Raw genomic sequence first — 24,018 nt, 5'->3', positions numbered from 1 at the left:
GGCGCCAACTTCAGCTTAGGTTCGGCCCCCGCGACTACGTCAGGGTTTGCGATCTCGTAACAGCCGCAGCCCGTTGAACACCACCAGCAAGCTGGCCCCCATGTCGGCAAATACCGCCATCCACATCGTGGCGTGATCGAAGAGGGCCAGCAGCAGGAAAACGAATTTGATGCCCAGGGCCAGGGTGATGTTCTGCCAGAGCACGGAATGCGTTTGCATGGACAGGCGGATAGTCTCCGGCACACGCCGCAGATCGTCGTTCATGATAACCACGTCGGCCGCCTCCATGGCGGTATGGGTGCCAGCGCTGCCCATCGCAAAACCGATATCCGCCGTTGCAAGTGCAGGCGCATCGTTGATACCGTCCCCCACCATGGCGACGGGGTCGCCGACGCTGGCCAGCGCACGGATGGCATCCAGCTTTTCTTCTGGCAACAGATTCGCGCGCACATCTTGGATGCCAGCCTGGGCGGCAATGCTGGATGCAGTGGCGGGGTTATCTCCGGTCAGCATGACAGGGGTCACGCCGAGCTTCAGCATCTCCCCGATGGCTTCCTGAGAACTCGCCTTGATGGTGTCTGCAACAGCGAACATGACCAAGACTGTTTCCCGGTTGGCCAATATGGCGACGGTACGTCCCTGACGCTCATGCTCGAACAGGAGCGCTTCAAGTTCCGGAGAACACTGATCTCGGTCATGAATCCAGCGATGGTTACCCAGCACGTAATCGTGTCCGGCGATCGTCCCAAAGACACCACGCCCAGCCTCAGCGCCAAAGTCTTGCACGTCCATTTGCTCGGGCAGTGCCAGCCCAGTGGCCACAGCCTTGGACACCGGATGGTCAGAGCGTCCGGCCAAGGCGAACGCAATGCGCAAGACATCGGGTTCGGGGAGAGCCTTGGAGAGAATGACTTGAGCGACGAGTTTGGGGCGACCTTCAGTAACCGTGCCAGTCTTATCCAGCGCCACCGCCTTGAGTTTCCGGGCCTCCTCCAGGTACGCGCCACCCTTAATCAGAATGCCGCGTCGCGCCGCAGCAGCCAAGCCGCTGACCACCGTAACCGGGGTCGAAATGACGAGGGCGCAAGGACAGGCAATGACCAGCATGACCAGTGCCTTGTAGAGGCTGGCCATCCAGGTCCAACCCAACGCCAAGGGACCGACAAGTGCGACGCCTACGGCCAGGACAAAGACGCCAGGCGTGTAGATGGCAGCAAAACGGTCAACAAACCGCTGCGTGGGTGCGCGCGAACCCTGGGCTTCCTCAACGGCATGAATGATGCGGGCCAGCACGGTATCGCTCGCCGGGGCCGTCACCTCAAACTCCAATGCGCTGCTTTGATTGATGGTGCCAGCAAATACCTCGTCGCCCGGTCCCTTCTCAATAGGCATACTTTCGCCGGTCACCGGGGACTGGTCGACCGCGCTGTTGCCTAAGGTAACTTTGCCGTCCAGTGCAAAACGCTCACCAGGACGGACACGGACTATCTGGCCCACCTGGATTTCCTTGGCCAGAATTTGAAGCCACGAGCCATTTGGTTGACGCACCTCAGTCTGCTGTGGCGATAACTCGAGGAGGCTCTTGATAGCGTTGCGAGCGCGGTCCACTGCACGGGCTTCAATGAGTTCGGCAATCGCGTAAAGCGCCATCACCATCGCCGCTTCCGGCCATTCGCCAATCACGAAGGCACCTGCCACGGCGACCGACATCAGTGCGTTGATATTGAGCTGCCCACGCAGGATAGCCGCCAGTCCCTTCTTGAAGACGGAAAGCCCCGACAACGCGATGGCTACTCCCGCAATGCCCATACCCAGCAGCTTCCAGACAAGGGTTTCGGGAGCAACGTAAGCGACCGCCTCGGCAACAATGGCGACCAGGAGAGCCGCGATGGGTTGCACAAACTGATTACGGCTCTGTGCCGCCGAATCAACGCTTGGTTCTTCCGTAGGGAGTTCCGAATCGAAACCGGCCTTCTTGAGGGCTGCTTGAATATCCGACCATGCATCCGTCGGCACATCGAGGCTCAGGGTTCGAGCCGCCAGGTCAAACGACAAGCGACGGATAGCGGGAAATTGCTCCAGCGCACGACGAATTTGCGCTTCTTCCGTCGGGCAGTCCATCGCAGGAACCCGTAGAAGAAGTTGCCCTAAAGCGGCCCTTTGCTGCGGACCAGAACCGTCCGCTGGCTTGGCAGAGGCATTGCAGGCGTGGTTACAGCCGCAGCTGTGTTCATCAGGATGCGCGTTCAAGTTTTTTGCTTCGTGTTGAGCAGACATCTGCAGTCTCCCGTGGCAAGTTGCCAGTATTGATACCCCCATTAAAATCCCTGGAGTGGCTACAGGGTCAAGCCTAGAATACAGACATGTTTCAAGCAGGAGACCGAGATGCGTATTGGTGAACTATCCAAGGCGACCGGGGTGGATGTCGAAACCATCCGCTACTACGAGAAGGCACAGTTACTGAGCGCTCCAACGCGCAGCGACAACGGCTACCGCACCTACACCCAAGCCCATTTGGAACGCCTCGCTTTCATTCGCCATTGCCGGGCGCTCGACATTCCCTTGGCTGACGTGCAGCGTTTGCTGTCCTTCGTCGACAGTCCGCAATCTGATTGCGGGGAAATCGACCTGCTCATTGACGCGCAACTTGCCAAGGTTAGAGCCCGTCTGGCCAGCATGCAGGCCCTGGAACGCCAACTGGTTGCCTTACGCGGTCAGTGTTCGGCCCCTCATAGCGCCTCGGAGTGCGGCATCCTGCATGAACTCGTGGCGGCAGCACATGGTGAAGCTTGCGCCTGTCACCGGGGGACCAAGGAAGTTCAAGCGTGGAGCAAGTCGGGATGAACGCCCCCCTTGAAAACTGTAGATGACACCCCATTATGACCAAGGCAATTCCCAACCTCAAAGGAAATGACCATGGCAGATTTTTGCATCACAGCAGTCAGGTACAACGAAGATCGCAGCCACATTGAATATGTGCGCGTGAACGAAGAAAAACCGGAAAAAATCGGGACAAACCGAACGGTTTCGCGTGCGTTCGTGGCAGACCTCATCCGACTCGGTAAAGCAACGTTCCAAACTAGGACGAAAACCCCTGAAGGCAAGTGGAAGCTTGGTGCTCCAGTCCACCTCATTGAAGAGATTTACCTGACGACCGACAGAAACAGTACCAAGCGGGACAACTTGGGGAACCTGCCGGAGTTCTAATCAGCGTCACCGACACTTCCCAAGTGCCCGGTAGCATCCCCTGCTTTTGAAGAGAATCTTTGATAGTGGTCTTGGTGACGTTTCAGGGGCGATCATCGACATGTTGCAACCATGGTATGGCCACGGGTAACGTTGCCGAGTGCTCTCGCCCCTGACAGTCCATTCGATTGGCATTGGATCAGCAGTACTGGCGTGCTACCCTTTCAAGCCTCTGCGACGCCCTTCACCCCATCGATGATCATCAAAGAAGCCGACGACAAGAAGCCCCCAATTCAGACGCTGCAAGCCCTACTGTCCCGCCCCGACTGCGGCACCGACACCAGGAAGCGTATCGAACAGGAAATTCGTAACATCCAGGCCGGCATCCGCGGCGAGGAGGAAGCTGCCTACGAGATGCGGGTCCATTGGGGTGAGTCCAAGAATTGGATGGTCATCCACGACCTGAGAATCGAGGTCAGCGGCCTGGTCGCCCAAATCGACCACCTGCTCATCAACCGTTTCATGGAGATCTGGGTCTGCGAGAGCAAGCACTTCTCGGAGGGGATCGCCATCAACGAGCACGGCGAATTTGCTGCCTTCTTTGGGAGCAAACCCTACGGCGTGCCATCCCCCATCGAGCAGAATGCCAAGCACATCCTGATTCTCAGAAAGCTCTTCGACTCCGGCACAGTCAAGCTGCCGACCCGGCTTGGTTTCACCATCAAACCCGACCTGAAGAGCCTCGTCCTCGTCTCGAAGGGTGCCCGCATCAGCCGGCCGAAGGCGAAAATCGATGGTTTGGAGGCCATCATCAAGAATGATCAGGTCTTCAAATACATCGACAAGTCGATTGACCAGAACAACAACCCGCTGCTGATGGCGAAGATCATCGGGCAGGACACCCTCGAAGCCTTGGCGCGGGAGATCGCGCGGCTACACAAGCCGATTGCCTTCGATTGGACGGCAAAATTCGGGCTGCCGAAGGAGACTCCCGTACCGCCGGCGGCGAAACCAGGGCCCGTTTCAGCGGCACCCAAAGCCGAAGCCGCTGTGGAGGCGCCGGCGCCCGAGAGCGCAAAGCCGGCCGCCGCCGAGGAAAAGCCCAAGCAGAAGCTGATTTGCCATGCCTGCGGCGCGTCCGTGGGCTACAACGTGGCGAAGTTCTGCTGGTTCAACAAGCCGAAATTCGGCGGCAACATCTATTGCATGGATTGCCAGAAGACCGTCTCGGCAACGTAAGCGGCGGCAGAGCCGCGGGCTCCTGTCGCACGTGAGGCCGCACGGCCAGAAGCCAATTTCCGGGCGCTACGGAATTTTCCAACAATTTATAAAATTGCTGTGATAGCATTCAATTTCCGCAACAGAAATTGAATGAGAGTTCGGAAATGGAACACCAGAAAACATTGCCCGCCAGCGAGCGGGGCATGCAAGTATACAGGTGGCGGACCACGCTCGGGTGGGATTCGGCAAAGGTTGCCAAGCTGCTCGACGTGGGTCCTCGCACCATTGGCCTCTGGGAAACAGGCGTCCAGCCAATGCCGGATGCCCGGTGGCGACTCTTCGTCTACGAAGTCATCAACGAGGTCAATCGGATTCCACAAATGGTCGTCGTCGTCGCAGAGGACGAAGTAACGCCGATCGACGTGGTTTCCGACGCAAATTACGCGGGACTGGCGATCGCCGATGACGGACAAACTGCGCTCATCGCGTCATACGCGATCGACCGCCAAACTAACCAGCCACGTCTTCATCGGCAGTTGTTCCGCGTCGCCGCGAACAAACATGTGATTCGCGCAGCAGAGCGCTGGGAAAGTGAGCGCCAGGTTCCTGACCAGGATCGCGCGGCATACGAGATGCACCGCTGGATGACCCGCCGGGTGCTCCAGGGCGAACTCGGCAACCCGCGGCTGATTATGTTGAAGCAGGCGATCAACGATGCGAAGGCGGAACTCGACAAGGCGGGCGACACCCCCGAAGATATCCGCCGAGAGCGAATTGACGCGCTGGATCGGGCAGTGGGCGCGCTGATCAGGGAAGTCGGCGAAGGTAAATCTCAGTGACGCAAGCATGGGTCCCGTTCGCGTTACTGCGGCCGAACGGGAACCTAGCGGTGGATTGGGAACTATAGCCTTGCAGGTATTGATGGACAATGGTTCGGAGGGATGCCGCTCCGCATCTGTTGCAGCAGAGACTTCACGATGTCATTATCGTGCGCTTCCTTATCGCTAAGTTCTTTGGCCTGCCATGAGCAGCATTAATCCGAAGCTCATCGCTTCTCGCCTGGCACAGGCAAGAAACCTACAAGCCTTATCAGTCGAGACTGTCAGTGCGGATACAGGCATTGCGCCTGAGCGATTAGCCATCCTCGAGAACGGATCGGAAGCGCCTTCCGGTGATGAATTGCTGATCCTGGCCAACTACTACGCCAGGGATTTTCGGGATTTCATAGACCCATCACGACCTGAGCCGTTCAAGCAGACCGACATCCTCTACCGCAGGCACGGTGAGACCTTCACGCCCAACGACCGGCGGGCTATTCAGGAGTTCTTGTTTCTATGTGAGATCGAGGCCACGCTCCAAAAGGAGATGGGCTTTCAGCACACGCCATTCGCTTTTGAGCCTTCCCCCAACGACCTCCACAAAATCCAAGGGCCGAAGGCCGCAGCAGCACTGCGACAAGCATTAGGCCATCACGGAGCCCAGATCCCTTTGGACGTCTATGCAGATTTCCGCCGGATAGGGCTTCACATCTTTCGGCGTCGGCTAGCGACCTCCGAGATTTCAGGCCTGTACATTGAGCACCCAATCGCCGGGCATTGCATCCTGGTGAATTATGACGATGATATTTACAGGCAACGTTTCTCTGTCAGCCACGAGGCAGCTCATGCCATTTTTGACTCGTCCGACGCAGCCAGCGTGTCCTACCTGCGTGGCAGCTCAAGATATGACCAACAGGACCTGAAAGAACTTCGGGCAAACCGATTCGCCTCCTGCTACTTGATGCCTCCGGAGCATCTGCCAAACGTTCATCGCTGGGACACACAGCAGGCGGTGCACTGGGCGCAGGCACTGAAGGTCAGCACGGAAGCCCTATCATTCGCGCTTCTGACCGCACAGCGTATCAACCAGGATACTGCCAAACTGATTCGTTCGGTACGGGTTCCCATGGCTGACAAGGTTGATCCAGAAGCGCCGGACTACCTCACTGAAGTGCAGGTCAACAGGCGCAAGCAACTACTCGAACGAGGCTTGTCAGACTACTACGTCGGCCTTTGCTTCGAGGCGCATCAGCGGGGCCTGATCTCGGCCGGCCGCTTGGGCGAGGCCTTGCTTGCTGACCACAGGGAGACACGCGAAATCTCCATTCTTTACGGCCGGAGCATCGTCAATGAGCTATGACCCGGCCCGTTTTGCGTCTGTCTCAGTCGTCGATACCTGCGCCATCTGGAACATGCTGTCCTCCTTACGAATCAACCAGGCAGCTATCCAGGCCAAACTTCACTTTTGTGTGACGCCTGTTGTGCTGTACGAGTGCTTGCAAAAACCTCGCTCCAACATCACGACAGAACAACAAACCCTTATGACGCGGCTGCGCAACGAGCGCGCCGCAGGCCGCTTCCCCGTCCAGGAATGCAGCTTGGATGACCTGCTTGCGATTTCCTCCAAAGCGCCTGGTCGGCTCAGTTCAGGCGAGCTTTCGTGTATTGCGACGGCCTATCGCATCCGAAGCATTGCAGTGATGACCGATGAGAAACTGGCCAGGAACTACGCCAGAGACCGATTGGGCCTGCAGGTCGAGACTACCCCGCGGCTATATGGTTACCTCCACTATCATCTCCATCTCGGTGGCGCCGATCACGATGAGGTCATCAAGGAGCATGAGCGCTTTGAGCGGCGGCCCCTCACGCCTTTTTTCAACCAGACGTTCCATGAAGCGATGCGTTGCCGGCTCATGGCGAACACGGTTTCGATCGTTGCCAGCCATTCGTCGTCACAGGGCTGAAGACGGAAATCAATAAAAGCTAGTGGAATTTTCCATTCCTTAGGCCAGCTCTGACCATTAATGCCGCTGCCGACGTCGAGTGGACTCCGGAACAATCAGCCTACTAAGAGGTGGCTACCAACGGCCGCAGGCAGTCGGTCAACGGTCGTTGCACTGGAATTCTGGCCGAGTGACCGTATATCCTCCGTCCTCTAGTAAAAAAGGCGCACTTCTCGGAAAGCAGGCGAGAAGGAAGGGGCCATAAATTCCTAGCGCCTCGGCTGGCCGGGAAGAGGGGGCGATGGCTATGCCTTGTACTCCGTCCACTCGCCCTTAGCCTGATTTTCTGACTCTTCCCGCACAAGCCACTGATCAAATTGTTCACGGCCATTGCCGCGCCAGTGAATGAGGGAGTGCTTGATGTCAGCTACTGAACGCAAGGAATTAAGGCCAGTCGACCCGCCCGGATAATATTTTTTGAACCCCCGAGCAAAGGGAATTTCTAGCAGCCAGCCATGATCGCGTTCCTGGCTGAACTGAAGGATAAATTTCTCGCTGGAGCCAACCACACCTGCGTCGCAGACTCGGTGAGTATGTTCAGCAAGGCTGCGGGAGTGATCAAGCTCGATGTCGTTCCACTGCTTGACGTAGCGTCGATATAAGCGGAATAGGCGCTCACCGTAGGCTCCAAGGTTGAGTAGCGCGCCCGATTCGAAGCCTTGCCAGCGCTTTGCTGTAGAAGGGTGCTCTCCTACCCAATACGGTTTCCTCGGTGCCATGTGAGCTTCACTCCAGGGGTGTGACAACCGCATTAAATCATACTATCGAACGACACCCCGATGCCCATGATCGTCGGCACTGACGTTATGCCATCGTAAAATCGACTGATTGACACAAATGCTGCCCCATCGGGCGGGAGGCGATGGTGGATGTCCTTTTCTTTTTCAGTGAGCGTACCCGGTTCTTGCGCCAGTTTTATGGGATGGCTGCCGGGTCTTTCGTCGAGCGGAAGCGAAAGATCGACGACCAAGAAGAACCATTTGAACCGCCGTACAGCGAAGACGGCGAACCGGCCTTCCTTGCTGAGTGGATCGAAGCGGACGAGTCTCTACATGTGCTCGCGTACTCGTGCGTATCCATGCTTGCCGGGTCGCTGCACCTCTATTTCGAGTCCTGGGTGCACCAAAGCGGGAGGCAAGTCGATGTGGAACTGAAGAAGAAGGTCTTCAAAAAGCAAGGGAAGATTGCCGGGTACGGGGCCCACTTCGAGCAGCAGTTCGGGATCGACTTTAGCTCGTGCCCGGCGGACCTCAAGCTGCTTGAGGAAATCATCCTCGCAAGGAACGTGGTGCAGCACCCACCGTCGATTACAAGTAACTGGACCTGCTATTCCGACGATGATCTTCAGAAGCTCCGAAAACCCTTTTTCCTTAACGAAAGGGAGGCCGGTCTTTTGTTGGACGACAGCGAGGACTCGCCTCGATTTTTACTTCCAACCGTGCATATTTCGGAAGAGCAACTGCTTGCAGCAATTGGCGAGGCAGAAAAGTTTGCGGGTTGGTTTGAAGAGCAGATCGTGGCGGTACTTTATGGACCAACGCGTAGTATGGGGGCACAGGAAGAGAGGGAGGTGTTGTGACAGTTGATCTCATGGCCGACTTGCCGGTGCTGCTTCCGAAGGCGACCCAGTGGGCCGAGGAACAATCGCTGGTGATTGCCAAGGGTGGTTTGGCGCTCGACAAAACACTGCTCGACGTAGGGAGACGTGTCGGAGTACAGCGCCCAGAGCTTATTCGCGTCTCCCTGGTTCAGAGTATTCCTTTACCAGATGATCCTGCACTACAAGCGGCTTGCGCCGCTGCAGGGTTCCTCAGCGAGCGCTTTAATGGCCTGACGCTCGGCCATGGAATCTATATCCGCGAGGAACGGGCAACAGTGAGACTCCTTTCTCACGAGTTCCGTCACGTCTTCCAATACGAGCAGGCTGGCTCCATTGCCGGCTTTCTGTCGGAATACCTTCGGCAAATCTTCACTATCGGCTACGACCAAGCCCCATTGGAGATCGACGCCAGGGCGCATGAGATAGACAACCTGTAATCTGCTCGTGTAACTTCAAAGCAGCCAAGGGCTACCTAACGCTTCAATAGCTTGCAACACGTGCAGAAGAGATTCGCCAGCAGCATGTCATCTTGCTATTACTTTTGGCTGAGGCCTGCTCCGATGCGGCTCGCGCAGGGCAATTCTGGTAAAGTTTCCGCTCTATGACGTTGTGCAAACTGTATGCCATTTGGACCCCACTCGCGCTTTGCAGAGACTGGATCGGCTCAAAAGACAGTGCAAAGCGACAACATCCGACATTCGTGCGACCCACCTGGGTAGCCGACAAACTAGAGGGGGAGTGGAAACGATGACCTATGAAGCGCAGATCAGCCGCGGTAATCCGACGGCATTCCTGTTCGTTGTGGATCAATCCGGCTCGATGTCCGACAAGATGTCATCCGGTAAGAGCAAGGCCGAGTTCGTCGCCGATGCCCTCAACCGGACACTGATGAATCTCGTCACCCGCTGCACCAAGGCCGAAGGCGTCCGCGACTATTTCGAAATTGGTGTTCTCGGCTATGGCGGCAACGAGGTTGGAAACGGCTTCTCCGGTGCCCTCGGTACGACGGTCCTCAACCCCATCTCCGCCATCGAGCAGAACCCGGTGCGCGTCGAAGACCGCAAGAGGAAGATGGACGACGGCGCCGGCGGCATCCTGGAGACCTCCGTCAAATTTCCCGTGTGGTTCGAGCCCAAGGCCAGCGGCGGCACGCCGATGCGTGAGGCCCTGACCCGAGCAGCCGAAGAGCTCGTCGTCTGGTGCGATGCCCATCCCGACTGCTACCCGCCCACGGTCCTGCACGTGACCGACGGCGAATCGACCGACGGGGACCCGGAGGAAATCGCCACGCACTTGGGCCAGATCCGTACTAATGATGGCGAGGTGCTAATCCTCAACATCCACGTCAGCAGTCTCGGTACCGATGCCATCCGCTTCCCGGCTGGCGAATCTGGCCTGCCTGACGCCTACGCCAAGATGCTTTTCCGCATGTCCAGCCAACTTCCCGCACATCTCATCGGGTTCGCTCAACAAAAGGGTCACACGGTCGGTAACGAGTCGCGCGGGTTCATGTTCAACGCCGAGGCGCCGGAAATCGTCGACTTCTTCGACATCGGAACGAGGGCTTCGCAGCTGCGCTGAGCCCTCTATGAGACTGCTGTTCGAGGGCAGTTGCCCCAAGGATCCGCTCGGTAGCGACATCAACGAAGACCGGCGCGTGTTCGATGCGGCGCGCGGTGCGCTGGCACTGTGCGACGGCGCCAGCGAGTCGTTCAACTCGTCGGTCTGGGCACAGATCCTGGCGGATAAGTTCGTCGCCGATCCCGCCGTAACGCCCGACTGGCTCGCCGGAGCCGTAGCCGACTATGTTTCGCGCCACGATTTCGAGTCCATGTCCTGGTCTCGGCAAGCCTCCTACGAGCGGGGCAGCTTCTCGACGCTGCTTGGCATTCAGCACATCCCCGGGAATCAAACCATCGAAGTCCTGGCCGTCGGCGACAGCCTCGCGGTGCTAGCCGACGGCGACAAACTTGTGGCCAGCTGGCCATTCTCCGATCCGGAACGCTTCAAGGAACGCCCGACACTATTTGCGACCCTTCCCGAGCACAATGGGTTCGTGTCCGATGCGGATTTCTGGACGATGCGAGGAAGGCACTTCGAGCTCGGTATGCTGACCAATCCGTACCTGGTTTGCGTCACCGATGCCCTGGGGGAATGGCTGCTGCGACAAACACAGTCAGGCGGCGACGGGCTAGCCAAGCTGCTCGCCCTGGCGACGGAAGAAGATCTGATTGCTTTGGTCGTCGAGGAACGGGCCGCCGGCCGCATGCGCGTCGATGACTCAACCTTGCTCATCGTAGCGTTCGATCAGGGAGGGGAGCCCGATGGCCTACCCCTCGTTTGAGCAGTACAACAACGCCTTCACTGCCCATCAGCAGTTGCTCTCCGATCCGGAGCTGCAAAAGGGGATCGTCACCACGACCGGCCTGGGCACGCCGCTGGCCATCAGCGGCGGCTTCGCCCTGACCTACACGATCAAGACCGGACCCAAGAAATATGCAGTACGGTGCTTCCACCGTGAGGCGCCGGGCCTTGAGCGACGCTACCAGGCGATCGCGCGCCGTCTCGCGCAGCTCAATTCGCCGTATTTCCTCGGCTTCCAGTTTCAGCCCCAAGGCATCCGCGTCGACGGCGCTCCTTACCCCATCGTCAAGATGGCCTGGGCGCAAGGGGTGACCCTCGGCGAATTCCTAGAGGACAACCACGGGAAGAAAGGCGCTCTGGCGAATCTGCCGAATTCGCTCCTGGCGCTCTCCCAATTCCTCGAAACGGAGCGTCTGGCGCACGGCGATATCCAGACCGGCAACATGATGGTCTCGGGTACTACCGGCGCGATCCAGCTCATCGACTATGATGGTATGTTCGTCGAGGACATTCGCGACCTCGGCAGCGCCGAACTCGGCCACATCAACTTCCAGCACCCGGACCGGAAGTCTAAAAATCCGTTTGGGCCGACGATGGACCGGTTCTCGCTCATCGCCCTCTGGCTGGCGCTCAAGGCCCTAAATGAAGAAGCGGGGCTCTGGGACAAAACCCAATCTGAGATGGACGCGATCGTGTTCCGGGCGAGCGACTACATCGACCCGTCCTCGTCGTCTGTCTTCTCGGAACTGATGCGCAGGCCGGCGCTGGCCAAGCATGCCCAGCATTTCGCTGCGGTGTGCCTGGCGCCTATCGAGAAAACACCTAGCCTCGAGGACTTCCTTGCCGGGAAGAACATTCCTGCTGGTGCCGTCCAGATCGGTGCCAAACCGCAGGAAGGTCGGCCGAAGCCCGGGTATATGGGCGCTTACGACGTCCTGTCGGGGGCAAGCTACGAGGCTTGCCTGCGCCGCGTCGGTGACAAGGTGGAGGTGGTCGGCCGCATCGTTGAGGTCAGGCAGGCCAAAACGACCAAGGGAAAGCCATACATCTTCCTCAATTTCGGGCTATGGCAGGGATCGATATTCAAGGTCTCGATTTGGTCCGAAGGGCTTGCGGCGCTATCCAGAAAACCCGATGACTCGTGGGCCGGCAAATGGATCAGTGTGGTCGGGCTGATGGAGCCGCCCTACGTGAACAAGAAGCTCAAATACTCGCACCTCTCCGTCAACGTGACGACCAATGGCCAGATGACCGTCATTACGGAAGCCGAGGCCAAATTCCGATTAACGCCCTGGTCAACGAAGAGCGCGCCGGCCAGGAGCTCCAACCAGGAAGCGCTCGGCAAGATCAAGGGGCAGCAGACGACGGCGCGCCCGCCGAGTAATGCACCTGCCGCCCCTTCTTCACCGAACAAAAACGTTCTGGACAATATCCGCAAGGCACAGCGCAGTGTGCAATCTCAGCCAACTGCAGCCCCCTCTCCGCCGAGTCCGAGTCCAAGACCAGCACCTCAGCCCCAACGACCACAGCCTCAACTCACGCAACCGGCCTACCAGAGCTCGTACCGACGACCTCCAGAGAAAAAGGGGTGGTTCGAGAGGCTATGGGACTGGATTTCCAAGTAGCGCGACAACGTCTGCTGGGACGTGAATTACTTTGATTCTGGAACCCATTAAGATAACGCCATAATTTGCAGGGCATTGCAGTTATTGGTGGATTCGCACCATCAATCGATAAACGCCAGGAGAAGTTGAAATGACGACAATTCCGTTTCTGATTAGCTTTGCTAAGCCTTGCCTCTCTCCCGGGCGCTCCAGTGTGAATACCGACTACGTTTATGACAAAACTGAAGACATGGTCCGATGGACCGGACATGCTGAGGCCCCGTTTGCCATCGACCAAGCAGGTACGGCTGGCCCAATGACTAAGAAAGCCGACGTCGAGAAGGGCGAAGATAATAAGGACCGACGGATGTGGCGCTAGGCAAGACTGATGATCCTCATCCTCTCAAACAAATGGGACATCACCGTTGACTTCGTCGTCCGTGAGCTCAAAGCCCGTCATGCCGAATTCGTACGGATCAACACGGAAGACCTGACCCAAGACGGAATCGTATTTCGTTTTCCAGGACCAAGCCTCTTGATTGGCAAAGGTACAAAGGTCCTGGATCTATCACGGGTAACTGCGATTTGGTGTAGGCGTCCCGGAAAGCCATTTGACTTCGTTCCCAGGGAACACAGGCCCTCGGATGCAATTCAGAAATTCGCGAGTGACCAGTGGTTCGCTTGTTTAGAGGCTCTGGAGCTTCTAAGCAATGTTCGCTGGGTGAACCCTCAAGCGGCGAGCGATCAGATGGAAAGTAAGCTCCGCCAACTTCAACTCGCCTCTGAATTGGGTTTTGACATACCCAGAACTATGGTCTCAAACCGAGGTGACGAAATCCGCGCCTTCTGCAAATCTGAAGGAGGCCGGATCGTTGCCAAAGCGCTCTACGCGCCGCTCATTGAGGAGCCGGAGCAAGACTTCTTCGTCTTCTCAAACGTCGTCACGTCAGCGGACCTGCTGGACAACGATGCTCTCTCTCTAGCACCTAGTATCTTCCAACAGATGCTATCACCCAAGATTGACTACCGCGTTACTGTGATTGGTGACAATGTAATCGCGGTTAGGATTGTCCCGATTGATGACGCCCGAGGAGAAGCCACTTTAGACTGGCGCACTCGAGAAGCAAACGTCAAGTTCGAAACCTCCGATATCCCCAAGCCGATCGAACAGCTATGCAGGGATTTTGTTACTCGGGCGGGACTCGTGTTTGGTGCGATCGACTTGGTCGAGCATGCTGGCAGGTTTTTCTTCCTTGAGATTAATCCAAACGGAGAATGGGGCTGGCTAGAGAAAACTGTGGGCGTGCCTATCAGCTCTGCACTTTGTGACGTACTCGTCGATGGGATGGAGCAATGAATTGGCGCATGTTCCTGCGACGAGCCTGGGAGTTCTTGTATCCCCCCTACGAGCTACTTCGTTATGGTCCAACTGGCGACTTAGAGCCTGAGGAGTCCACTGATATGCTGTTTCGGGGCAAGAAGTCAGTTGCTCAGGACGTACAGCAAAGCCACATGGCGATCGCGGAAGCTATTTATAAGAGCGAGATTGATCGCAAGAAAAATATTGAGGACAAAGCAGGAAACTTCCTTGCAGGCGTGGGCATATCCTCGAGCATCTTGATCGCGCTTCCGGCAGTATTGACCGAAAAAATCAATGCCCCGCTCTATCTGAAGGTGATGATGTTAACCATCTTCATGATCGCAGTCGGATATCTGGTGGTTGCCGCTATCTATGCAGTAAAGGTGCGGGCCCGAGCTCCACACTATGTTCTCAATTCTGCCAGCCTTGAATCTTTTGCACTGACCGCAACAGATTTCCGTCGACAGTGGGCTTTGCATCTCATCGATCTCGCCCGTCGGAACGAACCGTTGCTCATTCTCAAGGCAAATCAGTTGTACTTGGCCGAGAAGACGTTTTTACGGGGCGTGGTCGCAGCGAGCGTTGGCGGTCTTTTGCTTGGGATCTTCGCTATCGCATACCCGAAGGCCCAAGCCAACCCGACCGGAATGATGGATGCTTTTGGCGCTCAAGAGAGCGCAGTTCTGAGCTCCAGCATTGCAAGCTGTTTGAACTCGAATGCCAACTTGAGCCTGCAACTCGCTGCCGAAGGGAAGGCCGCAGGTGAACTCAAAGCCGAATTGGCTGCAAACCTCAAGACTGTCGCAGCCTTGAAGGCTCAACTTGAAGGGAGGAAGCTGGTCTCACAGCGGAATTCTTCGGCACAAGCATATCCGGCACATCCAAAGAAGGTTTCGCGAAAGTGTAGTTCCAGCTCTAAAGCAGAACCAATAGAAGGAAATCCCGCGGCGGAGAAGACAAGCTCACCTCCATCCTAATTGCCGTAAAAGGACCCAGCGGAGCAGATTGACTCTGCTAAGAACCTGCCGCGCTTCGCTTGCCTCCTGGCTCGTTTGGCTTCGCCAATCCGAGCCCAGGTTAAGTTCTTTGTTAAAGCCGGATATGATGCAAACTTAATTAATCATGAAGATCAGTAGTGAGCCGTGCCTGGTAAAGGATTATTGGAAGCGCTAAGGAATATTGGAGAATCCCAGTCCGAGTTCGACCGGCGCGTCCTCGAATCCCTGCGCGAGCCCCTGGAAAGCGGCCGCATCCAGGTATCCCGGGTGGGGCGGCGGGCCGACTACCCGGCCCGTTTCCGCCTGGTGGCGGCCATGAACCCTTGCCCCTGCGGCTACCGGGGCCACCCGCAGCGCCCCTGCCGCTGCACTCCGGACCAGGTGGCCCGCTACCGGGGCAAGCTGTCCGGCCCCCTGCTCGACCGTCTCGACCTGCAAGTCGAGGTGCCGGCCCTGGGGGCGGCGGAACTGGCTGCCGCCCGGCCCGGCGAGGCCAGCGCGACGGTGGCCGCCCGGGTTGGCGCCGCCCACGCCCGGGCATTGGCACGCCAGGGCTGCGTCAATGCCCGCCTGGAAGGCGAGGCCCTGGCCCGCCATGCCGCCCCGGACGAGGCGGGGGCGGCGCTGCTGGCTCAGGCGGTGGAACGGCTGGCCCTGTCACCCCGGGCCTACCACCGGGTGCTGCGGGTTGCGCGTACCATTGCCGACCTGGCCGGCGCGGCGCGCCTCCAGCCGGCCCATGTGGCCGAGGCCCTGGCCCTGCGGCCGAGCGCCTGATCCCGGGGCTTGCCGCCGGCCGGCGTTGCCGGAGCGCTCCGCTGCACCTGCGTGACGCCGCCGCCGTCGGTCGGCGCAACACCCGGGCCCGCCAAGGTCCGCGCCAGTATTGGGTTTCCCGCCAGGCCCCGGCGCGATGCCCGAGAAAAACCGAAGGGACGCAACGCCGCGCCGCAGAATCCGCCCAGTCTGCTGGCGCCGCCGCCGCGTTCCCGTTCCCATCCCGTGGTCCCGCCTGGCGTGGCCGCCCTGGAGCCCCCATGTCGTTCGCCGCACCCCCTCCCGCCGTCCCGCACACCGCACCCCCCCGCAGCCTGGCCTTGCTGCTCGCCGCCATGGCGGCCCTGGGGCCGTTCTCCATCGACACCTACCTGCCCTCCTTCCACGCCATCGGCTCCGACCTGGGGGTCGGGGAGCTGGCGGTACAGCAGACCCTCACCTACTACCTGGCGCCGTTTGCCATCATGACCCTGTGGCACGGCGCCCTGTCCGACGCCTTCGGGCGCAAGCGGGTGGTGCTGGCCGGCTTCGCCCTGTTCGCCCTGGCCTCCCTGCTGTGCGCCTTGGCGCCGCGCATCGAGGTGCTGTGGCTGGGGCGGCTGCTTCAGGGGGTGACGGCGGGGGCCGGCATCGTCATTTCCCGGGCCCTGATCCGGGACCTGTTCGAAGGCGCCCAGGCCCAGAAGCTGATGGCCCACGTAGCCATCATGTTCGCCCTGGCGCCGGCGGTGGCCCCGGTGATCGGCGGCTGGCTGGACACCCTGTTCGGCTGGCGCGCCGTCTTCCTGTTCCTCACCGCCTTCGCCCTGGCGCTGTTCGTCCTGTGCTGGCGGCGCCTGCCCGAGACCCTGCCGGTCCACCGGCGCCAGCCCTTTTCCGCCGCCTACCTGGCGCGGGCCTACCGCCACGCCTTCTCCCAGCCGGCCTTCATGGCCGCCTGCCTGGGCGTCGGCTTCTTCTTCATGGGCTTCTTCCTCTACGTGCTGTCGGCCCCGGTGTTCCTGATGCAGCACCTGGGCCTGGGGGAAACCCAGTTCTACTGGCTGTTCGGCCCGGGCATGGGCGGGCTGATGGCGGGCTCCTGGCTGTCCGGCCATCTGGCCGGGCGGCACAGCCCGCGCCAGCTGCTGCGCCTGGCCATGGCGCTGATGGGGGCGGCGGCCCTGGCCAACCTGGCGGTGTGCCTGGCCCTGCCCGCGGGCGTGCCCCAGAACGTGCTGCCCATCGGCCTGTACACGGTGGGCATGTCGGTGTCGATGCCGGTGCTGACCCTGCTCGCCCTGGACCTGTACCCCGAGCAGCGGGGCCTGGCCGCCTCGGTCCAGTCCTTCGTCCAGTCGGCGATCAACTCCCTGGCCTCCATCGCCCTGGCCCCCCTGCTCTGGGATTCGCCCCTGCACCTGGTCTGGGGTCAGTGCGCCCTGTTCCTGCTGGGGGCGGCGATGGTGGCCTGGCACTTCCGCGCCGCCCGCGGCGGTTGATGGACCGACTCCACCGGGCCGGAGAATGCCGTTACGATGTGGCAAGGCGGCCGCGCATCCACCGCCGCACCGGCCGCCACTGCCTGCCTAACGAGATTGCTCCATTCATGCGCTCCCCCTTTCTTTCCTGGCTCGCCCGCTGGCGGCCCTTCTTCCTCGGCGCCCTGGCCCTGGTCGGCTGCGACGCCGCCCGGCTCGACGCCATCGTGCCGGGCCAGTCCACCACTGCCGACGTCATCCGGCACTGGGGCGAGCCGCCGGGGCGCTGGGACAACGACGACGGCAGCGTCACCTGGGAATACCCCCGGGGCCCCATGGGCACCGCCACCTACCTGATCACCCTGGGGGCCGACGGCGTGGTGCGGCGGGTCGAGCAGGCGCTGACCGAGGCTAACTACGCGCGCATCCGCCCCGGCATGAGCCATGACGAGGTGCGCCGCATCCTCGGCAGCCCGGGTAGCACCACCGTCTTTCCCCTCAAGCAGGAAGAGGTGTGGGACTGGCGCATCGCCGGCGACCTGCAATGGGAGGAATGGCACCTGTACGTGAACTTCGGTCTCGACGGCCGGGTCAGGAGCACGTCCAAGGCCATGATTCAAAAAGGATAAGGGACGGCCCGCCCTTGACAGGGGCGGCCTGGCCCCCTACCCTCCTGCCTTCGCGCCGATTTGAGCTCAGCTTGCGGGCGCGTTACAAATACCGCTAAAGCGACGTGCCAACCCGCTCGCCGCCACGCTGAGCGGGTTTTTGCTTTTGGAGCCTCCATGTCCGCGCCCCACGCCGCCTCCCTGTTCACCCCCGCCCTCCAGCCCGACCGCACCGCCGAGCTGACCGCCCTGATGCAGCAGCGCATCCTGGTGCTCGACGGCGCCATGGGCACCATGATCCAGCGCCACAGCCTGGGCGAGGCCGACTACCGGGGCGAGCGCTTCCGCGACCATCCCAAGGACTTGAAGGGCAACAACGACCTGCTGCTCTTGACCAAGCCCGAGGTGATCCGCGGCATCCACGCCGAGTACCTGGCGGCCGGCGCCGACATCCTCGAAACCAACACCTTCAACGCCACCTCCCTGTCCCAGGCTGACTACGGGCTGGAAGCCATCGTCTACGAGCTGAACGTGGCTGGCGCCCGCCTGGCGCGCCAGGTGGCGGACGAATTCACTGCCCAGAACCCGGCCAAGCCGCGCTTCGTTGCCGGGGTGGTGGGCCCCACCTCGCGCACCGCCTCGATCTCGCCGGACGTGAACGATCCGGGCTACCGCAACGTCACCTTCGACGAGCTGGTGGAAAGCTACACCGAGGCGGTGCGCGGCCTCACCGACGGCGGCGCCGACATCCTGCTGGTGGAGACGGTGTTCGACACCCTCAACGCCAAGGCCGCCCTGTTCGCCATCGAACAGTTCTTCGACAACGTCGGCCGATGCTGGCCGGTGATGATCTCCGGCACCATCACCGACGCTTCCGGCCGCACCCTGTCGGGCCAGACCGCCGAGGCCTTCTGGAACTCCCTGTCCCATTCCCGGCCCCTGTCCTTCGGCCTCAACTGCGCCCTGGGGGCCAAGGAGCTGCGCCAGTACGTGGAAGAGCTGTCCCGGGTGTGCGACTGCTTCGTCTCGGCCCACCCCAACGCCGGCCTGCCCAACGCCTTCGGCGGCTACGACGAGACCCCGGAACAGCTGGCCGAGGAGATCGCCGACTGGGCCAGGCATGGCTTCGTGAACATCGTCGGCGGCTGCTGCGGCACCAGCCCGGACCACATCGCCGCCATCGCCAAGGCGGTGGGCAGCCTTGCCCCCCGCGCCGTCCCCGCCATCGCGCCCCAGTTGCGCCTGTCCGGTCTGGAGCCGTTCAACGTCGGCCCCGACAGCCTGTACGTGAACGTCGGCGAGCGCACCAACGTCACCGGCTCGAAAGCCTTCGCCCGCATGATCCTGGAAGGCCGCTTCGACGACGCCCTGGCGGTGGCCCGCCAGCAGGTGGAGAACGGCGCCCAGGTGATCGACATCAACATGGACGAGGCCATGCTGGACTCCGTGGCCGCCATGGAGAAATTCCTCAAGCTGATCGCCTCGGAGCCGGATATTTCCCGGGTGCCGATCATGCTCGACTCCTCCAAGTGGGAGGTGATCGAGGCCGGCCTCAAGTGCATCCAGGGCAAGGGCATCGTCAACTCCATCTCCATGAAGGAAGGGGTGGAGAAATTCCTGGAGCAGGCTAGGCTGGCCCGCCGCTACGGCGCCGCCGTGATCGTCATGGCCTTCGACGAGACGGGCCAGGCCGATACCTACGCGCGCAAGATCGAGATCTGCAAGCGGGCCTACGACCTGCTGGTCGGAATCGACTTCCCGGCCCAGGACATCATCTTCGACCCCAACATCTTCGCCATCGCCACGGGCATCGAAGAGCACGACAACTATGCGGTGGATTTCATCAACGCCACCCGCTGGATTCGCCAGAACCTGCCCTACGCGCAGATTTCCGGCGGCGTCTCCAACGTCTCGTTCAGCTTCCGCGGCAACGACCCGGTGCGCGAGGCGATCCACACCGTGTTCCTCTACCACGCCATCCAGGCCGGCATGACCATGGGCATCGTCAACGCCGGCATGCTCGGCGTGTACGACGACCTGGCGCCGGAATTGCGGCAGAAGGTGGAAGACGTGGTCTTGAACCGCCACCCGGGCGCTGGTGAGGCCCTGGTGGAATTCGCCCAGACGGTGAAGGAAGGCAAGGCCAAGGACACCGGCCCCGACCTGACCTGGCGCACCCTGCCCGTGGAAAAGCGCCTTGAGCACGCCCTGATCAAGGGCATCACCGACTTCGTGGTGGCCGACACCGAGGAAGTGCGCGCCGCCCTGGAAGCCGCCGGCAAGCCGCCCCTGGCGGTGATCGAAGGGCCGCTGATGAACGGCATGAACACCGTGGGCGACCTGTTCGGCGCCGGCAAGATGTTCCTGCCCCAGGTGGTGAAATCCGCCCGGGTGATGAAGCAGGCGGTGGCCCACCTGATCCCCTACATCGAAGAGGAAAAGGCCCGCACCGGCGCTTCCTCCAAGGGCAAGATCGTCATCGCCACGGTCAAGGGCGACGTGCACGACATCGGCAAGAACATCGTCGGCGTGGTGCTCGGCTGCAATGGCTACGAGGTGGTGGACCTGGGGGTGATGGTGCCCGCCGACAAGATCCTGCACGCCGCCAAGGAGCACGGCGCCCAGGCCATCGGCCTGTCCGGCCTGATCACCCCGTCCCTCGAAGAAATGAGCCACGTCGCCGCCGAGATGGAGCGCCAGGGCTTCGCCGTGCCGCTGCTGATCGGCGGCGCCACCACCAGCCGGGCCCACACTGCCATCAAGATCGCCCCCAACTACAGCAAGCCGGTGGTGTACGTGCCGGACGCTTCCCGGGCCGTGGGCGTGGTCACCAGCCTGCTCTCGGAAACCCAGTCCGCCGACTACCAGGCCCAGGTGGCGGCCGAGTACGAGAAGCTGCGCGAACTGCACGGCAAGAAGAAGGGTATTCCCCTGGTGTCCCTGGAGGCCGCCCGGGCCAACCCGATCAAGCTCGACTACGCCCCGGTGGTGCCCAAGAAGCTCGGCGTCACCGCCCTGCGCGACGTGGAACTGGCCACCCTGGCCAAGTACATCGACTGGGGCCCCTTCTTCCAGACCTGGGACCTGGCCGGTGCCTTCCCCAAGATTCTCGACGATGCCGTGGTGGGCGAAACCGCCCGCCAGGTGTACGCCGACGGCCAGGCCATGCTGGAAAAGATCGTCGCCGAGAAGTGGCTCACTGCCCACGCCGTGTTCGGCCTGTTCCCGGCCAATGCGGTGGGGGACGACATCGCTTTCTATGCCGACGAAACCCGGGCCGCCCCGGCCTTCACCTGGCACGGCCTGCGCCAGCAGCAGGAGCGTCCGGACGGCAAGCCGCAGCAGTGTCTGTCCGACTTCGTCGCGCCCCAGGCGAGCGGCATCAAGGACTACGCCGGGGCCTTCGCCGTCACCGCCGGCCTGGGCATCGAGGCCAAGCTGGCCGAGTTCGAGGCCGCCCACGACGACTACCACGCCATCATGCTCAAGTCCCTGGCCGACCGCCTCGCCGAGGCCTGCGCCGAATGGCTGCACGAGCGGGTGCGCAAGGAATATTGGGGCTACGCCAGCGACGAGGTCCTGTCCAACGAGCAGCTGGTGCGCGAGGAATACAAGGGCATCCGCCCGGCACCCGGCTACCCGGCCTGCCCGGACCACACCGCCAAGGGCGGCCTGTTCGCGCTGCTCGACGCTCCCCGCAATGCCGACATGGGTCTCACCGAGTCCTACGCCATGACCCCGGCAGCAGCCGTTTCCGGCTTCTACCTGGCCCATCCGGACGCCCACTACTTCGCCGTGAGCAAGATCGGCCGCGACCAGCTCGAAGACTGGGCCCGGCGTGCCGGTTTCAGCGTGGACGAAGCCGCCCGCTGGCTGGCCCCGCTCCTCTGAGCGCCGGCGCTCCTTCCCGATCCTGGCGCGGCGGCCCATGCCGCGCCAGGACGGCCTCCCGTTTTTGCTGCACTGCCAGACAACCGCTTTCCCCCTGGTGACATAATGGTTTTGCCATGGCGCCACCCATGGGGTGCCGCCGGGCTAATTCCACCGGTGGGGGCCATTGCATCGACGCCTGCCGGGTCCAGAAGAACGAGGAGGCTGAAATGAGTCAAAAACTGGCATACGTCACGGGGGGAATGGGCGGCATCGGTACCGCCATCTGCCAGCGGCTGCACAAGGATGGGTTCAAGGTCATCGCCGGCTGCGGTCCGACCCGGGACCCCCGGCAGTGGCTGGAAGAACAGAAGGCTCTCGGCTTCACCTTTTACGCCAGCGCCGGCAACGTCGGCGACTGGGAGTCCACGGTGGAAGCCTTCGCCAAGGTCAAGGCCGAGCACGGGCCGGTGGCGGTGCTGGTGAACAATGCCGGCATCACCAAGGACGGCCAGTTCCGCAAGATGAGCAAGGCGGACTGGGACGCGGTGCTGTCCACCAACCTGGACAGCCTGTTCAACGTCACCAAGCAGGTCATCGACGACATGATCGAGGCTAACTACGGTCGCATCATCAACATCTCGTCGGTGAACGGCCAGAAGGGCCAGTTCGGCCAGGTGAACTACTCCACCGCCAAGGCCGGCATCCACGGCTTCACCATGGCCCTGGCCCAGGAAGTGGCGGGTAAGGGGGTGACGGTGAATACGGTCAGCCCCGGCTACATCGGCACCGACATGGTCCGCGCCATCCGCCCCGAGGTGCTGGAAAAGATCGTTGCCACGGTGCCGGTGAAGCGCCTGGGCGAGCCGACCGAGATCGCCTCCATGGTGGCCTGGCTGGCTTCGGCCGAGGGGGGCTACGCCACCGGCGCCGACTTCTCGGTCAATGGCGGCCTGCACATGGGTTAAGGCTTACCGGGACACGGCATCTTCACCGTTTGCCATCCACCACCGGGCCGGTGGCCGTCCCTTCCGGGGCGGGCCGGCCCGTTCTTTTTGCCCGGTTGCCGCAAAGCCGTCATCAAAATGGCGCGGGCCGCCTACAATAATGGTTTGACGATTCCACCCCACCCGCAGCACACGGACAGCCCATGACTTTCAAGGTATTCATCGACGGCCGCCACGGCACCACCGGTCTCAAGATCGACGAACGGCTGTCGATCCGCCCGGAAATCGAAATCCTCACCATCCCCGAGGACAAGCGCAAAGACCCGGCGGTCAAGGCCGAGTACATCAACAACGCCGACGTGGTGTTCCTCTGCCTGCCCGACGCGGCCTCCCGGGAATCCGTGGCCCTGCTCAAGCCGGGCAACACCAAGACCCGCTTCCTCGACGCCTCCACCGCCCACCGCACCCACCCGGACTGGGTGTACGGCCTGCCCGAACTCAACGGCGGCCAGCGCGAGCGGGTCAAGAACGCCCAGAAGGTGGCCGTGCCCGGCTGCCACGCCAGCGGCTTCATCATGCTCATGGCCCCCCTGGTGGCCGCCGGCATCGTGCCCAAGGATTACCCGGTCAGCACCTACTCCATCACCGGCTACAGCGGCGGCGGCAAGGAAATGATCGCCAGCTATGAAGAGCCGGCGACCCTGCCCGAAGCCATGAAGAGCCCGCGCTTCTACGCCCTGGGCCTCGCCCACAAGCACCTGCCGGAAATGCAGGCCCTGACCGGCCTGGCGCACCAGCCCCTGTTCACCCCCATCGTCGGCAACTTCGCCCAGGGCATGGTGGTGGCGGTGCCCCTGCTGCCGCGCATGCTGCCCAAGGCCGTCACCCCGGCCGACGTCCAGGCCTTCTACAGCGAGTACTACGCCGGCGAAGTGTTCGTCAAAGTGATGCCCCTGGACGCCGCGCCGGTGCTGGACAACGGCTTCCTGCCGGCCACCGCCTGCAACGACACCAACCGGGCGGAAATCTTCGTCTTCGGCCACGGCGACCAGATCCTGCTCGCCTCCCGCTTCGACAACCTGGGCAAGGGCGCCTCCGGCGCCGCCATCCAGTGCATGAACATCATGCTCGGGGTGGATGAGACGACCGGGTTGGCGGTGTAAGCGCTCGATCCCGAGCGACAAAAGAAACGGCCGGACTGG

21 protein-coding genes and 1 riboswitch are annotated in these 24,018 nt (G+C 61.2%); of the genes, 19 read left to right on the top strand and 2 right to left on the bottom strand.

Annotation, left to right across the window (positions count from 1 at the left end):
- Window positions 1-39: 39 nt before the first annotated feature.
- Entirely contained in the window at window positions 40-2,277 is a 2,238-nt protein-coding gene (locus tag LWW89_RS02940) for a heavy metal translocating P-type ATPase (protein WP_293260800.1), read from the bottom strand.
- A gap of 108 nt (window positions 2,278-2,385) precedes the next feature.
- On the opposite strand from LWW89_RS02940, the gene cadR reads away from it, so the two are divergent.
- The 6 genes from cadR (at window position 2,386) to LWW89_RS02910 (ending at window position 7,189) form a co-directional block, all read left to right on the top strand.
- Window positions 2,386-2,844, top strand: a complete 459-nt coding sequence (gene cadR, locus LWW89_RS02935; RefSeq protein WP_079434316.1) for a Cd(II)/Pb(II)-responsive transcriptional regulator — start codon at window positions 2,386-2,388, stop codon at window positions 2,842-2,844.
- Window positions 2,845-2,916: 72 nt separating this feature from the next.
- Window positions 2,917-3,207, top strand: coding sequence for a DUF3892 domain-containing protein (locus tag LWW89_RS02930; RefSeq protein ID WP_079434317.1), 291 nt, complete (start codon window positions 2,917-2,919; stop codon window positions 3,205-3,207).
- Window positions 3,208-3,441: 234 nt separating this feature from the next.
- Window positions 3,442-4,425, top strand: a complete 984-nt coding sequence (locus LWW89_RS02925; protein WP_293260794.1) for a nuclease-related domain-containing protein — start codon at window positions 3,442-3,444, stop codon at window positions 4,423-4,425.
- Between the two features lie 146 nt (window positions 4,426-4,571).
- Window positions 4,572-5,246 carry a hypothetical protein gene (locus LWW89_RS02920; RefSeq protein ID WP_293260791.1) on the top strand — a complete coding sequence of 225 codons (675 nt, stop codon included), beginning with the start codon at window positions 4,572-4,574 and terminating at the stop codon, window positions 5,244-5,246.
- 184 nt (window positions 5,247-5,430) lie between these two features.
- Entirely contained in the window at window positions 5,431-6,585 is a 1,155-nt protein-coding gene (locus tag LWW89_RS02915; RefSeq protein WP_293260788.1) for an XRE family transcriptional regulator, read from the top strand.
- The gene (locus tag LWW89_RS02910; RefSeq protein ID WP_079434321.1) at window positions 6,575-7,189 is read left to right on the top strand and encodes a hypothetical protein; all 615 of its coding nucleotides are present in this window, start codon (window positions 6,575-6,577) and stop codon (window positions 7,187-7,189) included. The genes LWW89_RS02915 and LWW89_RS02910 overlap by 11 nt, the downstream gene beginning before the upstream one ends.
- A gap of 284 nt (window positions 7,190-7,473) precedes the next feature.
- Here the strand turns inward: LWW89_RS02910 and LWW89_RS02905 are convergent, their stop codons facing one another.
- Window positions 7,474-7,947 (bottom strand): hypothetical protein, encoded by a 474-nt coding sequence (locus LWW89_RS02905; protein ID WP_139379470.1) that lies wholly within the window; start codon window positions 7,945-7,947, stop codon window positions 7,474-7,476.
- A gap of 146 nt (window positions 7,948-8,093) precedes the next feature.
- Between LWW89_RS02905 and LWW89_RS02900 the strand changes: the two genes are divergently transcribed.
- The 13 genes from LWW89_RS02900 to argC all read left to right on the top strand — a co-directional run bounded on the left by LWW89_RS02900 (window position 8,094) and on the right by argC (window position 23,979).
- Window positions 8,094-8,807 (top strand): hypothetical protein, encoded by a 714-nt coding sequence (locus LWW89_RS02900; RefSeq protein WP_293260780.1) that lies wholly within the window; start codon window positions 8,094-8,096, stop codon window positions 8,805-8,807.
- Window positions 8,804-9,265: a hypothetical protein gene (locus tag LWW89_RS02895; RefSeq protein ID WP_088179430.1), complete on the top strand. Its 462-nt coding sequence runs from the start codon at window positions 8,804-8,806 to the stop codon at window positions 9,263-9,265. Before LWW89_RS02900 ends, LWW89_RS02895 begins: the two co-directional genes overlap by 4 nt.
- A gap of 310 nt (window positions 9,266-9,575) precedes the next feature.
- Window positions 9,576-10,409 carry a vWA domain-containing protein gene (locus LWW89_RS02890; protein WP_079434324.1) on the top strand — a complete coding sequence of 278 codons (834 nt, stop codon included), beginning with the start codon at window positions 9,576-9,578 and terminating at the stop codon, window positions 10,407-10,409.
- Between the two features lie 7 nt (window positions 10,410-10,416).
- A complete protein-coding gene (locus tag LWW89_RS02885; RefSeq protein WP_079434325.1) occupies window positions 10,417-11,172 on the top strand; it encodes a hypothetical protein in 756 nt (251 codons plus the stop codon).
- On the top strand, window positions 11,153-12,817 hold the full coding sequence (locus tag LWW89_RS02880; RefSeq protein ID WP_293260770.1) for a hypothetical protein: 1,665 nt from the start codon (window positions 11,153-11,155) through the stop codon (window positions 12,815-12,817). The genes LWW89_RS02885 and LWW89_RS02880 overlap by 20 nt, the downstream gene beginning before the upstream one ends.
- A 367-nt stretch (window positions 12,818-13,184) precedes the next feature.
- The gene (locus LWW89_RS02875; protein ID WP_079434328.1) at window positions 13,185-14,153 is read left to right on the top strand and encodes a hypothetical protein; all 969 of its coding nucleotides are present in this window, start codon (window positions 13,185-13,187) and stop codon (window positions 14,151-14,153) included.
- Window positions 14,150-15,133 (top strand): hypothetical protein, encoded by a 984-nt coding sequence (locus LWW89_RS02870; protein ID WP_293260763.1) that lies wholly within the window; start codon window positions 14,150-14,152, stop codon window positions 15,131-15,133. The genes LWW89_RS02875 and LWW89_RS02870 overlap by 4 nt, the downstream gene beginning before the upstream one ends.
- Before the next feature lie 183 nt (window positions 15,134-15,316).
- Window positions 15,317-15,931 (top strand): ATP-binding protein, encoded by a 615-nt coding sequence (locus LWW89_RS02865; protein WP_365780908.1) that lies wholly within the window; start codon window positions 15,317-15,319, stop codon window positions 15,929-15,931.
- Between the two features lie 260 nt (window positions 15,932-16,191).
- Entirely contained in the window at window positions 16,192-17,412 is a 1,221-nt protein-coding gene (locus LWW89_RS02860) for a multidrug effflux MFS transporter (protein ID WP_293260760.1), read from the top strand.
- Window positions 17,413-17,519: 107 nt separating this feature from the next.
- The gene (gene bamE, locus LWW89_RS02855; protein WP_293260757.1) at window positions 17,520-18,020 is read left to right on the top strand and encodes an outer membrane protein assembly factor BamE; all 501 of its coding nucleotides are present in this window, start codon (window positions 17,520-17,522) and stop codon (window positions 18,018-18,020) included.
- Window positions 18,021-18,062: 42 nt separating this feature from the next.
- Window positions 18,063-18,138, top strand: a riboswitch (SAM riboswitch).
- Window positions 18,139-18,176: 38 nt separating this feature from the next.
- A complete protein-coding gene (metH, locus tag LWW89_RS02850) occupies window positions 18,177-21,890 on the top strand; it encodes a methionine synthase (RefSeq protein WP_293260754.1) in 3,714 nt (1,237 codons plus the stop codon).
- A gap of 209 nt (window positions 21,891-22,099) precedes the next feature.
- Complete coding sequence (gene phbB / locus LWW89_RS02845; RefSeq protein ID WP_293260751.1) at window positions 22,100-22,837, top strand: acetoacetyl-CoA reductase; 738 nt, start codon at window positions 22,100-22,102, stop codon at window positions 22,835-22,837.
- 182 nt (window positions 22,838-23,019) lie between these two features.
- Window positions 23,020-23,979 (top strand): N-acetyl-gamma-glutamyl-phosphate reductase, encoded by a 960-nt coding sequence (gene argC / locus LWW89_RS02840; protein WP_293260748.1) that lies wholly within the window; start codon window positions 23,020-23,022, stop codon window positions 23,977-23,979.
- Window positions 23,980-24,018: the final 39 nt, after the last annotated feature.

Origin of the sequence: Oryzomicrobium sp. (genome assembly GCF_021287045.1) — a bacterium.
In the GTDB taxonomy this organism is placed as follows: domain Bacteria; phylum Pseudomonadota; class Gammaproteobacteria; order Burkholderiales; family Rhodocyclaceae; genus Oryzomicrobium.
This window is presented reverse-complemented; position numbering and strand designations above follow the sequence as displayed.